At 72.6% G+C, this 16487-nt stretch carries 16 protein-coding genes; 12 read left to right on the top strand and 4 right to left on the bottom strand.

From position 1 onward, the window contains the following. Window positions 1–84: 84 nt before the first annotated feature. A complete protein-coding gene (locus UIS43_RS03285) occupies window positions 85–1077 on the top strand; it encodes a LacI family DNA-binding transcriptional regulator (protein WP_071622033.1) in 993 nt (330 codons plus the stop codon). Between the two features lie 251 nt (window positions 1078–1328). After that, window positions 1329–2084, top strand: a complete 756-nt coding sequence (fabG, locus tag UIS43_RS03280; protein WP_117199078.1) for a 3-oxoacyl-ACP reductase FabG — start codon at window positions 1329–1331, stop codon at window positions 2082–2084. A 140-nt stretch (window positions 2085–2224) separates the two neighbouring features. On the opposite strand, the gene UIS43_RS03275 is transcribed toward fabG, so the two are convergent. Then, entirely contained in the window at window positions 2225–2818 is a 594-nt protein-coding gene (locus UIS43_RS03275; protein ID WP_013152953.1) for a TetR/AcrR family transcriptional regulator, read from the bottom strand. A 252-nt stretch (window positions 2819–3070) separates the two neighbouring features. On the opposite strand from UIS43_RS03275, the gene UIS43_RS03270 reads away from it, so the two are divergent. After that, window positions 3071–3949, top strand: a complete 879-nt coding sequence (locus tag UIS43_RS03270) for an NAD(P)H-binding protein (RefSeq protein WP_370013222.1) — start codon at window positions 3071–3073, stop codon at window positions 3947–3949. A gap of 63 nt (window positions 3950–4012) precedes the next feature. Continuing rightward, complete coding sequence (locus tag UIS43_RS03265) at window positions 4013–4789, top strand: tyrosine-protein phosphatase (RefSeq protein WP_071622030.1); 777 nt, start codon at window positions 4013–4015, stop codon at window positions 4787–4789. A gap of 94 nt (window positions 4790–4883) precedes the next feature. Here the strand turns inward: UIS43_RS03265 and UIS43_RS03260 are convergent, their stop codons facing one another. The 3 genes from UIS43_RS03260 to UIS43_RS03250 form a co-directional block, all read right to left on the bottom strand. Continuing rightward, complete coding sequence (locus UIS43_RS03260) at window positions 4884–6029, bottom strand: RNA polymerase sigma factor (RefSeq protein ID WP_071622029.1); 1146 nt, start codon at window positions 6027–6029, stop codon at window positions 4884–4886. Between the two features lie 6 nt (window positions 6030–6035). After that, entirely contained in the window at window positions 6036–6443 is a 408-nt protein-coding gene (locus tag UIS43_RS03255; protein ID WP_013152949.1) for a YciI family protein, read from the bottom strand. Between the two features lie 302 nt (window positions 6444–6745). Further along, on the bottom strand, window positions 6746–7756 hold the full coding sequence (locus tag UIS43_RS03250; protein ID WP_013152948.1) for a LacI family DNA-binding transcriptional regulator: 1011 nt from the start codon (window positions 7754–7756) through the stop codon (window positions 6746–6748). A gap of 219 nt (window positions 7757–7975) precedes the next feature. On the opposite strand from UIS43_RS03250, the gene UIS43_RS03245 reads away from it, so the two are divergent. The 8 genes from UIS43_RS03245 (at window position 7976) to UIS43_RS03210 (ending at window position 16272) form a co-directional block, all read left to right on the top strand. Beyond that, window positions 7976–9022 carry an ABC transporter substrate-binding protein gene (locus UIS43_RS03245; RefSeq protein WP_071622028.1) on the top strand — a complete coding sequence of 349 codons (1047 nt, stop codon included), beginning with the start codon at window positions 7976–7978 and terminating at the stop codon, window positions 9020–9022. Beyond that, complete coding sequence (locus tag UIS43_RS03240; protein WP_013152946.1) at window positions 9022–9879, top strand: ABC transporter permease subunit; 858 nt, start codon at window positions 9022–9024, stop codon at window positions 9877–9879. Before UIS43_RS03245 ends, UIS43_RS03240 begins: the two co-directional genes overlap by 1 nt. Next, window positions 9876–10637 carry an ABC transporter permease gene (locus tag UIS43_RS03235; RefSeq protein WP_013152945.1) on the top strand — a complete coding sequence of 254 codons (762 nt, stop codon included), beginning with the start codon at window positions 9876–9878 and terminating at the stop codon, window positions 10635–10637. Before UIS43_RS03240 ends, UIS43_RS03235 begins: the two co-directional genes overlap by 4 nt. Beyond that, window positions 10634–11752 (top strand): ABC transporter ATP-binding protein, encoded by a 1119-nt coding sequence (locus UIS43_RS03230; RefSeq protein ID WP_071622025.1) that lies wholly within the window; start codon window positions 10634–10636, stop codon window positions 11750–11752. Before UIS43_RS03235 ends, UIS43_RS03230 begins: the two co-directional genes overlap by 4 nt. Before the next feature lie 122 nt (window positions 11753–11874). Then, complete coding sequence (locus UIS43_RS03225) at window positions 11875–12654, top strand: MBL fold metallo-hydrolase (protein ID WP_370012421.1); 780 nt, start codon at window positions 11875–11877, stop codon at window positions 12652–12654. A gap of 667 nt (window positions 12655–13321) precedes the next feature. Further along, entirely contained in the window at window positions 13322–14530 is a 1209-nt protein-coding gene (locus UIS43_RS03220) for an acyltransferase family protein (protein WP_370012420.1), read from the top strand. A gap of 38 nt (window positions 14531–14568) precedes the next feature. Then, the gene (locus tag UIS43_RS03215) at window positions 14569–15150 is read left to right on the top strand and encodes a TetR/AcrR family transcriptional regulator (RefSeq protein ID WP_013152941.1); all 582 of its coding nucleotides are present in this window, start codon (window positions 14569–14571) and stop codon (window positions 15148–15150) included. Window positions 15151–15687: 537 nt separating this feature from the next. Continuing rightward, window positions 15688–16272 carry a hypothetical protein gene (locus UIS43_RS03210; RefSeq protein WP_126624978.1) on the top strand — a complete coding sequence of 195 codons (585 nt, stop codon included), beginning with the start codon at window positions 15688–15690 and terminating at the stop codon, window positions 16270–16272. Window positions 16273–16487 lie beyond the last annotated feature (215 nt).

Below are 16487 nucleotides of genomic sequence, written 5' to 3'. Positions count from 1 at the left end.
CACACCGTAGCCTGTGTCGGGGACATGAGCCAACCCCCGGGTCGCGAGTGTGACAGGGGGCACCACCGGGCGTGAGGAGCTGCAATGGCGAGTCTGGACGACGTGGCCAGGGAGGCCGGCGTGTCGGCGTCCACCGTTTCGCGGGCCCTGTCGCGGCCGTCCATGGTCTCCGAGCCCACCCTGGTCAGGGTCCGCGCCGCCGCGGAGAGACTGGGCTTTCGGGCCAACCCCGCCGCGCGGGCGCTGACCACGGGTCGCAGCGGTTTCTTCGCCCTGCTCGTCCCCGACCTGGACAACCCCTTCTACTCCACCACCGCCACCGCCGCGCAGGAGCTGGCGGGCAGGAGCGGGCGCCGGGTGATCATCGCCGTCACCGGGGGCGACGCGGCCCGCGAGGCCGAGGTGCTCGGCGAACTGGAGAGCCAGGTGGACGGATTCGCGCTCCAGTCACCGGTGGGCTCGGCCGCCGACCTGAAGGAGGCGCACCGGCGCAAGCCGCTGGTGGTGATCAACCGCCGCGTGCCCGGACTGACCTCGTTCACGGTGGACACCCCCGGCGGTCTGGGCACCGTCTACGACCGCCTGGTGGAGCTGGGGCACCGCGACGTCGCCTACCTGGCGGGGCCGCCCAGTTCGTGGATGGACCGGCGCAGGCGCGAGGAGCTGGTGGAGCACGCCGCCCGGTCCCGGCTGCGGGTGCGGGTCTTCGGGCCCGTGCGACCGGCCTTCGCGGAGGGGGCCGCGGCGGCGCGGGAGATCGTGGACTCGGGCTGCACGGCGATGCTGGTCTACAACAGCCTGTTGCTGCTGGGAGCCATGTTCGAGTTCGGCCGCATGGGGGTGCGGGTGCCCGAGGACATCAGCGTGGCCGCGGCCGACGACATCGCCCTGGCCGACCTGCCGGGGCCGCCGATCTCGGCGGTGCTGGCCCCGGCCGACGAGCTGGGCCGCGCGGCGGTGTCGGCGCTGGTCGAGCTGGTCGACGGGCCCGCGGGGACCCGCCCCCGGGGGCGCAGGCTGCCCACCGAGGTGCGGATCACCGACTCCCTCGCGCCGCCGCGCCCGGCACTCGACTGAGGGACGTCCGGCCGTTCCGTGTTCACCGGCCGTCCTGCCGTGAGCCGGGGTGGCGGGAGTCCGTGTGCCGGAAGCCGGGCGTCGGTGGCGCAGGCGTCCCTCGGCGGACCGCGGCCGGTCGGGGGCCGGGGGTCGGCGTCGGCAGCCGCGCGGCCCCCGCCCGTTCACCGGGAAAGCCGGGCGAGAGCGCGCCCCCGTACGGAATCCTGGGCGGGACGGAGCAGTGATCGGCCTGAGCGCAGGAGACGACTGTGGACAGATCAGTTCTGGTGACCGGCGGGACCCGGGGCATCGGACTCGGTATCGCCAAGGGGTTCGCCGAGGCCGGGGACCGGGTGGTGATCGTCGGGCGCGACGAGGCCAGGGCGCGCGAGGCCGCCCGGGGCGTCCCGGGGGCGGAGTGGGTGGTCGGCGACGTGGCCGGGGCCGAGGACTGCGAACGCGTCGTGGAGCAGGCCGTGCGGCGCACCGGCGGCCTGGACGTGGTCTGCGCCAACGCCGGGATCTTCCCCTCGTCCCCGCTGGTGTCGATGGACCCCGGCGAACTCGATCGGGTCGTGGACACCAACGTGAAGGGCACCGTGCTGACGGTGCGCGCCGCGGTGGAGGCCCTGACCGCCTCCGGGCGGGGGCGGGTGGTCATCACCTCCTCCATCACCGGACCGCTGACCGGATACGCGGGCTGGTCCCACTACGGCGCCACCAAGGCCGCCCAGCTGGGGTTCATGCGCAGCGCCGCCCTGGAGCTCGCGCCCCGGGGCATCACCGTCAACGCGGTGCTGCCGGGGAACGTGCGCACCGAGGGCCTGGAGGAGTTGGGGCCGGACTACCTGGAGCGCATGCGCGCGGCGATCCCGCTGGGACGCATCGGCGAGGTGGAGGACATCGCCGCGGCCTGCCTGTTCCTGGCCGGTCCCGGAGCCTCCTTCATCACCGGGCAGACCATCGTGGTCGACGGGGGCCAGGTGCTGCCCGAGGACGGCCGGGCCTTCGGCGGTTCGGAATGAGAGGTGTGGGATTCAGGTGGAGCAAGGCGTTGGGAACCATGGCCTTTACATCGTAGATTCATAAGAACGCCCGGGCGCGCCGCACCCCGCGCGCTCGGGCGCTTCGCTCCCCCGGCTCCCGGGGCGTGCGTCCCCGGGGGTCAGTCGGACTCCCGGCGCCCGCGGATCCCGTCGAGGAGGAAGGCGGTGCGGCGGTCGTAGTCCTCCCGCGGCGGGCGGGTCCCGTGCTTGAGGGCGAGCGCGGTGTCCACGACGAGCGCGTGGAGGTCGTCCGCCTCGAACGCGGGACGCAGCGCGCCGCAGGCCCTGCCCGCCGCGACCAGCTCGTCGTTGATCTCCCCCGCGGCCCGGCAGATCTCCAGGAGCCGCCGCGAGTGCGGATACGCCTGCAACAGGAGGTCGATCGCGGCGGGCTGGCGGTACAGGAGGTCGCGCATCGCGGTGACGTAGTGGGCGATCCGCTCCCCGGCGTCGTCCAGGGCCCGGGTGCGGTCGATGGCGGCGTACAGCTCGGCCGCGACCACCTCCTCGACGACGGCCTCGATGAGGCCGACCCTGCCGCCGAACCGGTTGAAGATCGTGGCCTTGCTCACCCCGGCCGCCCGGGCGACCTCCTCCAGCGGCACGGTCAGGCCCCGCCCCCGGAAGACGTCGATCGCGGCGCGCCGGATCTGCTCGGCGTTGCGCTTGGCGTCGGCCCGCAGGCGGGGCCCCGAAGACGCCGCACCCGTCATGGCCGCCCACCGTCCCCCACCGCCGTCACAACAACTTGACTCATATGGTCAGTTTACCTAGTGTCATCGGCGCGAGCGAAGTTGACCGATCTGGTCAACTTAAGCGCGGGTGGCCGACCACCAAACCCGTGCCGCTTCCGCCCGGGCCCGGGGACCGCCGTACGCGCACCCCGCCGGGGCGTCGGGTTCCCCGGCACCGCCGCGACCCGCCCACCTGGCCGGGCACGGACACACATGGAGAGGACCACAGGCATGATCGTCGTCACCGGCGCCACCGGCGCACTCAACGGGGCCACCGTCGAGCACCTCCTCAGGCGCGTCCCGGCCGACCGGATCGGCGTCAGCGCGCGCGACGTCGCCAGGGCGCGGCACCTCGCCGACCGCGGGGTGCGTGTGCGACAGGGCTCCTACGACGACCCGGCCGCGCTGCGCGACTCCTTCGAGGGCGCCGACCAGGTGCTCCTGGTCTCCTCCGGCGACACGGAGGCCGACGTGGTCGGCCAGCACCGCGTCGCGATCGAGGCGGCCGTCGCGGCCGGCGCCCGGCGGATCCTCTACACCAGCCAGCACGGCGCCGCCGCCGACAGCCCCTACCTCCCGGCGCGCCTGCACGCCGCCACCGAGGCGATCCTCGCCGGGTCGGGAACCGCCTGGACCGCGCTGCGCTACGGGTTCTTCGGCAGCCTCGACCTCCTGCTCGGCCCGTGGCAGCGGACCGGGGTGATCGCCCAACCGGCGGACGGCCCCCTCCCCTGGGCCGACCGCGCCGACCTGGCCGAGGCCGCGGCGGTCATCCTCACCGGTGAGCGCTCCTTCGACGGACCCGTCACCCTCGCACCGCCCGGGCCCGTCACCCTCGGCGACTTCGCCCGGATCGCCTCCGAACTCACCGGCCGCGACATCGAACGCGTCGTCGTGGACGACGAGCGCTGGAGCGCCGAACAGGTCGCGAGCGGAGTCCCGGAACACGTGGTCGGGCTGACGCTCATGATGTCGCGGGCCGCCCGCGACGGGTACTTCGCGGGACACCACCCGCTGCTGACCGAACTCCTCGGCCGCGAGCCCCGCAGCGCCGCCGAGCTGCTCGCGGACCACGTCGGGGCCTCGGGGGCCTCCTCACCGACCGCCTGACCGCCGCCCGGCAAGGGACCAAGGAACTTTTCTTCCTCCGTCAGGTGAAGTACCCCTTCGTCCATGAGCGACAGCAGAAGGATCACCTGGGAGGGCTTCTTCAACACCCGCGACCTCGGCGGCCTGCCGAGCCGGGACGGACGCGGCGTCCGCCGGGGCGCCTTCATCCGCTCCGCAGACCCGCGCTTCGTCACCGACAGGGGCTGGCGGGCCGCCTACGAGGCGGGTGTGCGCACCGTCGTGGACCTGCGCAACCCCGACGAGATCCGACCGGCTCCGGGTGAGGGCCCCACGAGCCGGGGCGGGTCCGCCGCCTTCCCCGCGGATTCGGCCCCGACTCCCCTGCCCGCCGGGATGACGCGCCTGGAGGTGGCCCTGGACCATGTCGAGGACGTCGGGTTCTGGCAGGACGTCAACCGCCGACGGCTGAACGGGAGCCCGCTCTACTACCCTCCCTTCCTCGACCGCAAGGCCGAACGGTGCGCCGCGGTGGTCACCGCCCTGGCCCAGGCCGGGCCCGGCGGCGTCCTGTTCCACTGCGGGGCCGGACGCGACCGCACCGGTCTGGTCGCCCTGCTGCTGCTCGCCCTGGCCGACGTCGGAGCCGAGGCGATCGCCGACGACTACGAGCTGTCCACGACCGAACTCGTCCCGCTCTTCGCCGCGATGGGGCAACCGGACCAGGGCCCCGTGATCGAGGCCGTGCTGTCCGAGCGCGGCCTGACCCTGCGCGACACCGTCCTGGACGCCCTGCGCGGGCTGGACGCGCACGCCTACCTGCTGGCGGCGGGGGTCGCGGAGGAGGACCTGGCCGTCCTCCGGGAACGGCTCCTGGACTGACCACCGCCTTCGCACGGCACGGTCCGCCCGTCCGAACAACGGATGGGCGGGCCTACCAGCCCGGTCGGTGGCCGGGCCGCCCCCCGGGGAACGCTCAGCCGCGCAGCCGCGCGTTGAGCCGTGCGGCCTGCCGCGTGAGGTGGTCGCGTTCGGGCAGGTTGGGCGCCGACCGGGCGGCCTCGGCGTAGAGCCGCGCCGCGGTGGCCGGATCGCCGTCGCGCTCACGCAGGTACGCGGCGGCGGCGCTGTGCCGGGGCACGGAGGGGTCCACCTCCGCCAGAGCGGCCAGACCCGCCCGCGGACCGTCGGCCTCACCGACCGCGACGGCCCGGTTGAGGCGGGCCACGGGGCTGTCGGTGAGGCGCACCAGTTCGTCGTACCACTCGACGATCTGCGTCCAGTCGGTCTCCTCGGCCGTCCGGGCGTCGGCGTGGAGGGCGGCGATCGCGGCCTGGGCCTGGTACTCGCCCAGGCGGTCGCGGGCCAGGGCCGTCTGGAGCACACCGACGCCCTCGGCGATCATGCGGGTGTCCCACAGGCCGCGGTCCTGCTCGGCGAGGGGCACCAGCCTGCCGTCGGGTCCGGTCCGCGCCGGGCGCCGGGCGTGGTGCAAAAGCATGAGCGCGAGCAGCCCCGCGACCTCCTCGTGGTCGATCGCGGCCGCGAGCTGGCGGGTGAGCCGGATCGCCTCGGCGGCGAGGTCGACGTCTCCGGAGTAGCCCTCGTTGAAGACCAGGTAGAGCACGCGCAGCACAGTGGCGACGTCGCCGGGCCGGTCGAACCGGACGCCAGCGACGGTCCGCTTGGCCCTGCTGATGCGCTGGGCCATGGTCGCCTCCGGCACGAGGTAGGCCCGCGCGATCTGGCGCGTGGTCAGGCCGCCGACCGCGCGCAGCGTGAGCGCCACGGCCGAGGCCGGTGTCAGGGACGGGTGCGCGCACAGGAAGTACAACCGGAGCGTGTCGTCCACCGCCTCGCCCGGGCCGGGTACGGGTTCGGCCTCGACGCGTACCTCGCGGTGCCGTCGGGAGGTGTCGGCGCGGGCGGCGTCGAGGAACTTGCGCCAGGCCACCGTGACCAGCCAGCCCCTGGGGTCGTGCGGCGGGTGGTCCGGCCACACGCGCACGGCCTCGACCAGGGCTTCCTGTACGGCGTCCTCGGCCGCGGCGAAGTCCGCTCCGCGGCGGCCGAGGACGGCGATCACGGTGGGGGTGAGGGTCCGCAGAAGGGCCTCATCCATGGCGGGTCACTCCGTGATGGTCGGGGGCGCGGTCAGGAACGGGCGCACCTCCAGCCACTCGTGGATCGGCTTCCCGCCCGCCCCGGGTGCGGCCGACAGCTCCCCGGCCAGTTCGACGGCCCGCTCGTAGGTCTCGACGTCGATCACCATCCAGCCGGCGATCAGGTCCTTGGTCTCGGGGAACGGGCCGTCGGTGACCGGCGGCCGTCCCTCGCCGTCGTAGCGGACGAACGCGCCCTCCGGGGAGAGCGCCTGGCCGTCGACGAACTCGCCGGTGCCCTCCAGCCGGTCGGCGAAGTCCCGCATGTACCGCATGTGAGCCGAGACCTCCTCCGGCGTCCACTGGTCCATGGGCACGTCGTTGACCGGTGCCGGTGCGCCTCGGTAGTGCTTGAGCAGCAGGTACTTGGCCATGATGTCCTCCGTGGGTCGCTCTCGTGGCCCCTGCGGGCCGGGTGCGGTGCGGCCCGTCGCGGGCCGTGTTCACTCCGGGGACGGAGCCGCGCGCGGGTTCTCGACATCCCGCGGTGACTTTTTTCCGACGGATTTCACGGTGTCCGCTTCCTCCACTGTGCCGCAGGACCGCGGACGGGCGCGGGAAGCCGCTTCTCGTCGCGTGCGTCGGCCCTGCCGTCAGCTGAAGCCGGGAACACCGCGAAGGTCCCCGCCGCCTCGGGGAGCGGTCCGCGACGGCGGGGAGGGAACGGTCGGCGGCCTCACTCCAGGACCGCCACCGACCCCCGTTCCACCAGGCGCACGGGCAGCCGCACGGCGGCGCCTGGGCCCTCCACGAGCAGGTTCATGATCCGCTCCCCCAGTACCTCGCGCTCCACGGCGATCGTGGTCAGGCCGGGGTCCAGCAGGGCCGAGGTGGGCAGGTCGTCGTGGCCCACCACGCTGACGTCGCGCCCCACGCGCAGGCCCAGGGAGCGGGCGGCGTCGTAGACGGCGGCGCTCAGGTGGTCGGAGTTGACGACCAGGGCGCGGTGCCCGGGGCGCGCCATCATCTCCGCGGACCTGCGGGCCACCGCCTCGTAGTCCAGGGGTCCGCGTGCCACCGAACCGGCCACCCCGTGCTCGGCGCAGTGGCGTTGGAAGGCCTCCTCGCGCCCCCAGTCGGCGGCCAGGTGCTCGGGGGCCATCAGCAGCGTGGCCTCGCGGTGGCCCCGCTGCGCAAGGTGCGCCACGGCCCGGGCGACGGCCTCCTCGTCGTCGGGGCCGACCGTGGACAGGCGGCTGGCGGTGCCCTCCCGGTCGGGTTCGGGTGTGCAGTTGAAGGCCACCACCGGAACGTGGGAGTGGCGGTCCATCCACTCCAGGAGGCGGTCGCGCCGCCCGATGGGCGCGATGGCGATCCCGGCGACCGCCTCGGCGGCGAGCCTGCGCAGCGCGGCGCTCTCCCGCTCCTGGTCGTAGTCCGAGCTCATGATCAGCAGGAGCGCCCCCTCGCGGTGCGCGACGGTCTCCATGCCGCGCAGCACGTCCAGGAAGAAGGGGTTGCGCATGTTGCGGATCACCACGCCATAGGCGGAGCGCCGACCGGTGCGCAGCGCCCGGGCCCGGCCGTCGGCCTGGTAGTCGAGTTCCGCGGCGATCCGGCGGACCCGCTCGGCGGTCGCGGCGGCCACGCGGCCGGTGCCGTTGAGGGCGAAGCTGGCCTGGGCGACCGAGACGCCCGCCCCCGCCGCGACGTCCCGCAGGGTCGCGCGCTTGGTCGGTTCAGGCATGGCTCTCCTCGGGGGGCTGTGACCGTGGACTCGAAAGTACCGCGCGCCCGCTCGGGGCGGGCACCGGCGGGTCGAGGGCGCGGGACGCTGTTCCACCGGTGTTCGGCCTCCGGTCACCGTTTGCGAAACAACAGGTCACCGCACTGATTAATCGTTTAATCACGCACTTCCGCACAGCGGTGTCCGGCGGGCACCGCTGACCCCGAACCCGGAGTCCCCATGACCCTCACCCGCGGACGCGGCGTCCTGAGCGCCGCCGCGATCACCTCCGTCCTCGCCATGACCGCCTGCGGCAACGCCGACCTGCCCCCGGCCGCGGCCACCGGCGACGGCGGCACCGTCATCACCTACAACTCCCCCGCCGAGTGGGGCAACTACGGCGAGGTCCTGGCCGCCTTCACCGAGCGGACCGGGATCCAGGCCCCCAACGACCCGAAGAACTCCGGGCAGGCCCTGGCCGCGCTCCAGGCCGAGAAGGGCGCGCCCGTCGCCGACGTCGCCTACACCGGCATCGCCTTCGCCGGACAGCTCGTGGAGGCCGGGGTCCTGCAGTCCTACGTGCCCGAGGGCGCGGAGGAGGTCCCCGAGGACCTGCGCGATCCCGACGGGAACTGGACGGCCGTCCACACCGGCACCATCGCCTTCATCGTCAACGAGGACCACCTGGACGGCGCGCCCGTGCCGAGCAGCTGGGAGGACCTCCTCGACCCCGCCTACGAGGGCAAGGTCGGCTACCTCGACCCCACCCAGGCGGCCGTGGGCTACTCCGCCGCGACGGCGGTCAACCACGCGCTCGGCGGCGACCTGTCCGACTGGCAGCCGGGCCTGGACTACCTGGCCGAGCTGAAGGAGAACGGCGCCTCCACCTCGGCCCAGACCGCCACCGCCAAGGTCGCCCAGGGCGAGATCCCCATCCTCATCGACACCGACTTCAACGGCTACAAGCTCCGCGACGAGGGCGCCGACGTCAGCGTCGTCATCCCCGAGGAGGGCTCGCTGCAGATCCCCTACATCGTCGGCCTGGTCGAGGGCGCCCCCAACGCCGACAACGGCAGGGAGCTGCTGGACTTCTACTTCTCCGAGCAGGGACAGGGCCTCTTCGCGGACGGGTACATGCGCCCGGTGGTCGGCCAGATGCCCGAGGAGCTCGCCGACCGGGTCCTGCCCGAGTCCGACTACGAGCGCGCGATCACCATCGACTACCTCGAACAGGGCGAGCGGCAGCAGGAGTTCATCGACCTGTACCAGAGCGAGGTCGGCTTCTAGTGTCCCCCGGTACCGCGCGCGTGCGCCGCGGCACACCGCCCCCGTGGTCCGCGGCGCTCCCGGCGCTCACCCTCGTCTGCCTGTTCAGCGCCTACCCGGTCGCGGTGCTGGTGGCCAACTCCCTCGGTCTGGGCCGGTCCCCGGCCGACGGGGGCCCCACCCTGGAGCACTACGCCGACGCCCTGTCCTCGGCGGCCGTGCGCGAGTCGCTGGCCGCGTCGGCGCTGGTCGCCGGGGTGGCGGTCCTGGCCACGCTCGTGATCGCCGTCCCCGTCGTCCTGCACCAGGCACGGCAGGACCGTGCCGGGGGCGGCGGGGCCGCCACCGACGCCCTGCTCACCCTGCCCATCGCCCTGCCCGGCATCATCATCGGGTTCTTCGCGATCGTGCTCAACGGCAGGACCGGGCTGCTCGCGCCGCTGTGGGAGGGCTTCGCGGGGCTGGCCTACACCCTGCCCGGCCTGCTCGTGGCCTACGTCTACTTCTCGCTGCCCCGGGTCCTGGGGCCGCTGCGTGCCGCCGCGGCCGGGCTTGCGCCCTCGCTCACCGAGAGCGCCCGCACCCTGGGCGCCTCCAGGGTGCGGGTGCTGTTCACGGTCACCCTGCCCCTGCTGCTGCCCGCGCTCATCGAGACCGGGGGCACGGCGGCGGCGATCGCCCTGGGCGGGTACGGCACGGTCGCCACGCTCTCGGAGGGGATCCGCCTGCTTCCGCTCAACGTCGCCAACGAACTGACCACCGGCTACCGCCTGGCCGCCTCCTCCACCCTGGCGGTGCTGCTGGCGGCCATGGCCGTCGCCGCGCTGGTCCTCGGCCGCGGCCTGGGCCGCCTGGTCGGACGGGCGGTGGCCTCGTGAACCGCGTCGTCACCTGGGCCGTCTGCGCCTTCGTCCTCGTCCCGATCCTGGCGACCCTGGTGGTGGCCACCAGCGTGGACTTCTCCCAGGGCCCCTGGGGCGGCGGGTTCACGCTGGACTGGTTCGCGTACTCCTGGCCCCCGCTGGCTCCCGTCATCGGCCGCAGCCTGGCCGTGGCGGCGCTGGTGGTGGTGCTCAACCTCGCCCTGGGCGGTCCGCTGGCCTGGTGGGTGGCCCGCCACCCCTCGCCGCTGACCCGGCTGACGGGGTACCTGGTCAACGTGCCCCTGGCCGTGCCGGGCATCGCGTTGAGCGTCGCCCTGGTGAGCGCCTACGCGGCGCTGCGCCCCAGCGGGCTGCTGCTGGTCATGGGCCACGTGGTGTTCACGCTGCCCTTCACCCTGGCCGCCCTGGTGCCCGCGCTGGCCGACGACGGCCTGCGCCTCAACGAGCAGGTCGCCCGCAGCCTGGGGGCCGGACCGGCCAGGGTGCTGGCCACGGTCACCGTCCCCAGCTGCCTCATCGCCATCACCCAGGCGATGACGATGGTCTTCGCCCTGTCCTTCGGCGAGTTCAACATCTCCTTCTTCGTCAATCCGCCCGCCACGCCCACCGTGCCGTTCGCCCTGTTCGACTCCTACTCCACCCAGAGGCTCGAACCCGCGTCCGCGCAGTCGATCATCTTCATCGCCTTCGTCGCCCCGGTGCTGACGGCCATCGTGCTGGCCCGGCGGCACGCCCTGAGGAGCACTCCGTGACCGATCTCCGTGAACCCGGGACCCGCGCGTCCGACCCCGCCGCTCCCACGCCCGACGACGCCGCCCGCGCGTCCGGCCTCACCGTGTCCGACCTGACCATCCGCTACGGAGACACCGAGGCCGTCCGGGGGGTGTCGATGGAGGTGCTGCCCGACGAGACCGTGGCCGTCGTGGGCCCCTCCGGCTGCGGCAAGAGCAGCACCCTGCGCGCGGTGGCGGGGCTCACCCCGGTCGCCGAAGGGGGCATCGGCCTCGGCGGACGCGACATCACGCACCTGGACCCGGCCCGCCGGGGCGTGGGCCTGGTCCCGCAGAACTACGCCGTGTTCCCGCACCTGAGCGTGGCGGGCAACATCGCCTACGGCCTGCGCGCCCGGCGGCTCCCCGCCGACCGCAGGCGCCGCCGGGTCGCCGAGATGCTGGAGCTGACCCGGCTCACCGAACTCGCGGGGCGGCGGCCCGACCAGCTCTCCGGCGGCCAGCGCCAGCGCGTGGCCCTGGCCCGGGCCCTGGCCGTCGAGCCGGACGTCCTGCTCCTGGACGAGCCCCTGGCGGCCCTGGACCCGCAGCTGCGGGGCGGCCTGCGCCGGGAGCTGTCCGCCATGCTCTCCTCCTCGGGGTGCGCCACGCTGATCGTCACGCACGACCAGCGCGAGGCCCTGTCCCTGGGGTCGCGGATCGCCCTGATGCGCGAGGGGTCCCTGGTGCAGTTCGGGACGCCCCGGGAGCTCTGGGAGGATCCCGCCGACGCCTTCGTCGCGGACTTCCTGGCCAACGCGGTCCTGCTGGACGCCGAACCCTCCCAGGGCGAGGCCGCGGTGCTCGGCGGCCGGTGGAGGATCCCCGCGTCGGACCTGCGGACCGGGCCGACCCGGCACGGCCGCACCCGCCTGCTCCTGCGCGACGACAGCCTCACCGTCACCGACCGCGACGACGCCCGAGCCGTGACCGCACAGGTCACGCACGCCGAGTTCGTCGGCGACGCCGTCCGCCTCACGGTCGACGCGCACGGCCACGTGTTCGGCGTGCGGGTTCCGCCCGACGCCCGGATCGGCCGCTCCGTGTCGCTGGCGGTCGTTCCCGGCCGCGCCACCCTGCTCGTTCCCGCGGCCTGAGACCAGCCTGCCCTGAGACCAACGTGCCCTGAGGACACCGCCCGCTGAGGGCACCGCTCGCTGAGAGCAGCACCCCGGCTCCGCCCCCGATGCCGCCGGACCACCCCACGACGGAGGAACCCGTGCTCGAACTCGAAATCCTCGGCTCCAACGCCACCGCTCCCACCCCGGAGGGTCCCGCCTCCTGCTACCTGCTGCACACCGACGACGGCGTCCTGCTGGTCGACGCCGGGCCGGGGTCCCTGCTGGCCTACTGTGCGCGTTACGGGCTGGACCGGCTGCGCGGGATCGTGGTGACGCACCTGCACGCCGACCACAGCCTGGACCTCATGGCCTGGGCCTACCGGTGGACCTTCCCCGAGGTCCTGCCGCGCATCCCCCTGTACTACCCGGAGGGGGAGGCAGAGCGCCTGGCCGCCTTCGACGCGGTCTTCGGCATCCCGACGCTGCCCACGATGAACAGCCCCATCGCCCAGTCCTTCGAGCCCAGGGAGATGGCCATGGACGGGACCACCCGCTACGAGGCGGCGGGAGCCTCCTTCCGCTCCTTCCGGGCCCACCACAGCGTCCCCTCGGCGGCGCTGCGGTTCGAGGACCCCGACGGCGGCAGAGTCGTCTCCTTCTCCTCCGACACGGGGTACTGCGAGGCCGTCGTGCGCGCGGCCGAGGGGGCCGACCTGTTCGTGTGCGAGTCGACCTACCTGGAGGCCGACGACCAGGCCCTGACCGGCCACGGCCACCTCACCGCCGCGATGGCCGGTGACCTGGCCGCGGAGGCCGGGGTCGACCACCTGGTCCTCACCCACTTCGCCGACCCCGGCATGTGGGAGGAGGGCGCCCTGCACGCGGCACGCGGGTTCTCCGGCCCGGTGAGCGTGGCCAGGCCCGGCAGCCGCTTCTGAGGGGTCGGCCGGGGGCGCCGCAGCCCCGTCTACTGCGCCCCCGCGGTCCCGCCCTCGGCCTTGGTCCCTGGCCAGTCCCATGGACTGCTCCGCCCTGTGCCGCGCAAGGGCACCCCGGCGCGGGGCTCGCGGATACGCCACCAGGGGCGGCAACAGCACTGCGCGGGATGCGCCCCGGACTAGGTGTCCGCGGTGAGCACGATGCTGGCATGGCCCAGCATCGCCTGCACCACATTTCAGCTCCACCCCCGCCGCCAGCGCCAACGTCGCCGCACCGTGGCGCAGATCGTGCCACCGCACCGGCGGCGACCCACTCTCCGTGTTCAGTTTCCGGAACAGCCGGGACAACCGCTGAGGAGCCAGCGGACCACCCCGCACAGCGGTGAAACGAACCCGCGCGCATCCCACACCCGACTATGAGATTCAGCCTCCTTCTGCTGATGCCACTGGTGACGGCGCAACACCCCGGTGGTGGTGTGGTCCAGCACGAGCATGCGGCGGCTCGCCGCGCTCTTGGGCGCCAACTCCACCAACCCGCCCGGGTGACAGCCCGCCGTTGAGGCCGTAGCACCGACAGCCCACGCACCCCAAGGGAGATCCCGGAGAATTCCCTGATATCAACGCGAACCCCTGGCAGCCGTCAACACGCCCGCTTAGCGTACTGTCCATGTGGACAGTAAAGAATCCAGCTGGACAGTACCCGCAGGCCGACAACGGTCGGCTGTACTACCTTGACCACCTCAAACTCCTGCTCATCGCACTCGTCGTACTCCTCCACGCGGCACAGCCCTACGGCCCCGCCGACTGGTGGTACTTCGAGGACCAGGCCCAGGCGCCGTTGCTCTCCAACGCCGCACTCGTCGCGGGCACTTTTCTGATGAGCCTCTTCCTCCTGATCTCCGCCTACCTCGTCCCGGCGGCCTACGACCACAAGGGCCCCAAGGCCTTCCTGGGCGACCGCTTCCGGCGGTTCCTGCCGCTGGTCCTCGTCGGATTCCTGGTGGTCGTCCCGGTCCTGATGTACGCCTACTACTTGAACTTCCGTCCTCACCCCGACCTCGGCTTCGCCGCCTACTACGCCGACGTCTACATGGGCGGTGCCGATCGACCGCAGGGCTGGTCCGGCCCCATCTGGCCGGACCGCCAGTTCGCCCACCTGTGGTTCATCCAGCACCTGCTGGTCTATGCCCTCCTGTACGCCCTGTGGCGCGCTCTGACGGCCCGGCTGCGCAGCCGGGCGCCCTCCTCCACGGACACTGCTCCCCGGGCCCCCTCGACCGCCGCGATCCTGCTCTTCGTGGCCCTGGTGGCGCTGGCGACCTTCGCACTGCGGGTCTGGTATCCCGTGGACACCTGGGTCCCGCTCCTGGAGTTCATCCAAGCCGAGCCCGGCGACCTGGCCCTGCAGTCCTCCTTCTTCGTGACAGGCCTCCTCGCCTACCGGCAGGGCTGGCTCACGGCCTTCCCCGACCGCGCGGGGTATGCCTGGCTCACCCTCGGCACGGTGCTCGCCGGAGCCCACCTGGCCTTCGGTGAGGAACTGGACAGGTGGTACACCACAGGCGGCTGGAACACCGGCTCCCTGCTGTGGTCGACCGTGGAGACGCTGATGTGCGTCTCCCTGTCCATCGGCCTGCTCGTGCTGTTCCGCCGGTGGGCCGCCCGGCCGAGTCGGCTGCCGCTCGCCCTGGCGGGGCTGGCCTTCACCGTCTACCTCGTCCACGTTCCAGTGGTCGTCGCCCTGCAGTACACGGCGGGTGCCCTGGCCGCGGGCCCGTGGGAGGGTTTCGCCCTGTCCGCCGTCGGTGGCCTGGTGTTGAGCTTCGCGCTGGCCTGGGGCGCCAGTCGAACCCCCTACCTGCGCCGGGTGCTGTGAACGGCGCCCCGCCGGTGGGACGGCTAGGCTGTGCGCCCATGACGCACAGTGCCGATCTCACCGGCCGGGCCCGCATCCGGATGTCCGCGCTGCGCCTGTTCGCCGAACACGGCTTCTCCAGCACCTCGCTCCGCGCCATCGCGGCCGACGCCGGGGTCTCTCACGCCTTGGTCCGGCACCACTTCGGTTCCAAGGAGAAACTGCGCGAGGCCGTGGACGAGGACGTCCTGGACGCCTTCGACACGGTCCTCTCCGACATCGGCGAGCGGGAAGGCGCACCGGAGAGCCTCGCTGCTTTCGGCGAGGCCAGCGCCAGGCTGTTCGGAACGGACGCGATCCGGCGTGAATACCTCCGCCGCGCCTTGGCAGAAGGCAGCGACCTGAGCGCCCGCCTCTTCGCCCGTCTGCTGGAGGGGGTACGGGTACGGCTCTCGACGATGGGCGGCACGGATGAGCGGTGGGCCCCCTACCAGGTACTCTTCCTCGTCCTGGGCCCCATGCTCCTGGAACCGGTGATGCGACCGGGCCTGGACACACCAGTCTTCGACCCCTCGGTGGTCGCCGAACGCAGCGCGGCCAACCAGCGGCTGCTCACCCACGGGATGTTCGCCAAGGACTGAGACGCACACGCACGACAGACGCGACCGAAAGGGCCACTCAACGGACTCGCGCGAGAACCCGCCGCAGCGCACCAGGACCTCGCGAGGTGCCATCGGATACCGCCAGGGGCCGGCGTGCGCTCCGTTCGCGCTCCGCAGTTGCGGACTGGGACGACACCGGGCGTCACCACACGGCATCCGACGGCACGGCTGATCGGATGGTAGGGGACCGACGGTTGCAAAGCGACACGTGACGGTACGTATCCAGCGAAATTCTCATCCGATGGCCGCAGGCTCGAACCCTGCCGGGTACGCCACGAAAACCCAGCTCAGACGGAGTGCACGAGGATCCCGCAAAAGGACCTCACAGCTTTTTTTGGGCGATGTGTGCTCCATACGCGCTCTTCAGTTCAACCTCAGTCAAACGCACCCATCGGGCTGAGAAACCCCGTGTGAGGTCCACTCGTCCAAGATTGATAGGCACACCCTGGACCCACGTGTCCGGCCGCACGTCAGCCCTTCGATCCGACAACCTCCGAGGCGTACCACTATGTACGTATGGAGACGAGCAACCACCTCACCGGAGATCCTCACGGGCCAGTCGTGCAAGCTGGCGTGGTGCACGGTGACGTGATCCAGATCGTGAACGTCGGGGAATCGCACGGACCCAACGATGCGAGCGTCAGCCCCGGCTGGAGCTTCTCGGGCCGCTCCCCCGACCCGAGAGCAGCGCCGTGGGACTTCTTCTGGAGGCCGTGGGAGGAACCCGAGACCTACCGACTCAGCATCCGGAACAAACTTCCGGCGCCGCTGGTGATCGCCGAGGCCGGGTTCGTTCTCCGCCGAGCACCACGCGAGACGGGCGTCGATCTGGCAAGAATCACAGCACCAGAGGTGGAGTTTCCACTGACGGTGCGAGGCCATGCGAGTCGGGAGGTTCCGAGCACCGCACTCGCCGGTTTCTCCAGATACCAGGCCGGCAAGGAGTCGGAACAGTTCTGGCTTGGCGCCTACGCCGTAACCGCTCGTGGCCGCGAGTACCGCGGCTACAACCACTACCCCGGAAGCCGGCGTGTCAGGGGGACTCGCTTCGAGCAGGAGTACTTGAAGCGTCGGGCCCGGGGTGAGCGCGTTTCGTTGTAGGAGGGAATCGCAGCTACTCGACCTTGGCCCATTCCTCCGCGCTCGAGACATGACGGTGTTCGCTCTGGTGAAGAGGGGGAGCGTCGGTCTGGCAACTCATCCGAAGATCCAGCGGCCAGGGGTCTATCAAGCTGGTCACACGCCCACCGGCCCCCTCGCAGGCACAGCCCTCGGCGCACCGTACACATGCACATAACCGCTGGACTCCCCCGCGC

This window comes from Nocardiopsis sp. LDBS0036, from assembly GCF_041228755.1.
In the GTDB taxonomy this organism is placed as follows: Bacteria; Actinomycetota; Actinomycetes; order Streptosporangiales; family Streptosporangiaceae; genus Nocardiopsis; species Nocardiopsis dassonvillei.
The sequence above is the reverse complement of the archived record's forward strand: the minus strand, read 5'-3'. Positions and strand labels throughout refer to the sequence as shown.